The sequence below is a fragment of the uncultured Duncaniella sp. genome, from assembly GCF_910578445.1.
Lineage (GTDB): Bacteria > Bacteroidota > Bacteroidia > Bacteroidales > Muribaculaceae > Duncaniella.
Window position 1 is genome coordinate 1 of record NZ_CAJTQC010000061.1, and the last position, 2247, is coordinate 2247.

The 2247-nt window shown below is 56.6% G+C and carries 2 protein-coding genes and 1 pseudogene; all 3 read right to left on the reverse strand.

All coding sequences use genetic code 11. The annotated features are described in order from the left end of the window. Positions 1–1205: F0F1 ATP synthase subunit alpha (atpA, locus tag QZ311_RS12250; protein ID WP_297068496.1), on the reverse strand; the 1205-nt coding region annotated here is incomplete at its 3' end. A gap of 27 nt (positions 1206–1232) precedes the next feature. Next, positions 1233–1778 (reverse strand): F0F1 ATP synthase subunit delta, encoded by a 546-nt coding sequence (locus QZ311_RS12255; RefSeq protein ID WP_123397848.1) that lies wholly within the window; start codon positions 1776–1778, stop codon positions 1233–1235. Positions 1779–1931: 153 nt separating this feature from the next. After that, positions 1932–2247, reverse strand: a pseudogene (locus tag QZ311_RS12260) (ATP synthase F0 subunit B); the annotation flags it as partial.

Here is a 2247-nt window from a genome sequence, read left to right on the forward strand (position 1 = left end):
GCCACTTTTTTCATTGATTTGATCTGCGCGTTACCGCCCACACGCGACACGGAGATACCTACGTTGATGGCCGGGCGGATGCCTCGGTTGAAGAGAGCGGTTTCGAGGAAGATCTGGCCGTCGGTGATCGAGATCACGTTGGTGGGGATGTAGGCCGAAACGTCACCTGCCTGGGTCTCGATGATAGGGAGCGCGGTGAGCGAGCCGCCGCCTTTGACTCTGTCTTTGAGCGAGGCTGGAAGGTCATTCATCTGGCTTGCCACCTGCTGGTTGTCGATGATCTTGGCGGCACGTTCGAGCAGACGGCTGTGGAGATAGAAGATATCGCCGGGATATGCTTCGCGGCCTGAGGGGCGCTTGAGGATGAGCGAGATCTCACGATAGGCCACGGCCTGCTTCGAGAGGTCGTCATAGACGATGAGGGCATCGCGGCCGGTGTCGCGGATGTATTCGCCGATGGCTACTCCGGCAAAGGGGGCGTAGTAGCGCATTGATGCGGAGTCGGCGGCGGTGGCTGCGACTACCACGGTGTAGTCGAGCGCTCCGTGCTGACGGAGGGTCTCAACGATGGCTGCTACGGACGATGCTTTCTGTCCGATGGCCACGTATATGCAGTAGACAGGTTTTCCTGCCTCGAAGTTTGCGCGCTGGTTGATGATGGTGTCAATGGCGATGGCTGTCTTGCCGATCTGGCGGTCGCCGATGATGAGCTCGCGCTGTCCGCGGCCAATGGGCACCATTGAGTCGATTGCTTTCAGACCTGTCTGGAGCGGCTGCTTGACGGGCTGACGGAAAATAACGCCGGGGGCCTTGCGTTCGAGGGGCATGGGGAAGAGTTCGCCCTGGATTGGGCCGCGGCCGTCGATAGGTTCGCCGAGTACGTTGATCACGCGACCGAACACGCCGTCGCCTACGTGGATCGAGGCGATCTCGCCTGTGCGCTTGACGGTCATGTTTTCAGTAACGTTGTTGATTTCGTTGAGGAGGATGACACCCACATTGCTTTCCTCAAGGTTGAGGGCTACACCTTTCACTCCGTTTTCAAATTCTACAAGCTCGTTGGCGCAGACATTGTCGAGACCGTAGACGTGGGCTACTCCGTCGCCTACTTCCAGAACAACTCCTGTCTCTTCGAAAGACACTTTGGAGCTGACGTTCTCCAGCTGCTGTTTTAAGACCTGAGAAATCTCGCTTGGGTTTATCATTTTGGTATGAGGGGGATGTGAAGTTGGTTAGTTGCTTAAAAGTTTCAGACGCAATTGTTTGAGTTCATCGGCCACAGAGGCGTCAAGCTTCTCGTTGTTGATTGTTACGGTGAAGCCTCCTATGAGGGAGGGGTCGACGCGATGGTGATACTCCATTGTTCCGCCGTCGAGATGGCGGAGGATGAGTTTGCGTAGCCGTTCTTCCTCGGCCTGCGCCATCGGGGCGGCAGAGGTGACGGTGACAAGGTAGATGTGATGCTGGCTGCGATATAGCTTCATGTAGGCGAGAGCTATGTCACGGGCGGCATCAAGGCGGTTGTTGTCAGCTAAAAGCTGCAGGAAGCGGGCATAGACTTCATCGTTTCCTGAGGCTCCGGCAGCGGTTGTCAGGAGTTTCATCTTGTCGGCTGCAGGGATGAAGGGGTTGCCTACGGCCTGCTGGAGCGACGGCTCGGAAGCGAAGGAGCTTTCAAGTGCGTGCATCAGGTCATAGATGCGTCGGTCGGCCTTCTTCTCGGAGGCAAACTCGAAAAGCGCTTTTGCGTATCGGCTTGGGATGAGACCTTGATTCATTGCTTGGTGGTTGGAACCTTAGGGTTAACGGATGATGAGAGTAGTGGAAGTTTAGAGGGGAGGCTGCCGGAAATGCGGAGCTGAGGTTCTTGCCCTTGCCGTTCCGGAGCTGACGGCCAGAGTGGCTGCCGGCCCGGTACGGCTGGAGGGATATCAGTTCTGTTTTTCCATTTCGTCAAGCAGAGAGCTTACGAGCTGTTCCTGGGCTTTTTCGTCTTTCATCTGGTTGCGGACGACTTTCTGTGCGATGTCGAGGGCAAATGACGAGACTTCGTTGCGGAACTGCTGCTCGGCTTGCTTGCGTTCCTGTTCGATTGACACTTTTGCTGCGTCCATCACCTTTTTGGCTTCGGTCTGCGCTGCGGAGCGGGCTTCTTCGATGATCTGGGTTTTCATCTTGTCGGCTTCGCGGAGCATGTCGGCCTGCTGGCGACGGGCGTCGGCTATGTATTTATCCGCCTCTTCGCGG

Excerpts from the sequence above, each read along its gene's own strand:
- QZ311_RS12255 (WP_123397848.1), bottom strand. The coding sequence starts at position 1,778 with ATGAATCAAGGTCTCATCCCAAGCCGATACGCAAAAGCGCTTTTCGAG.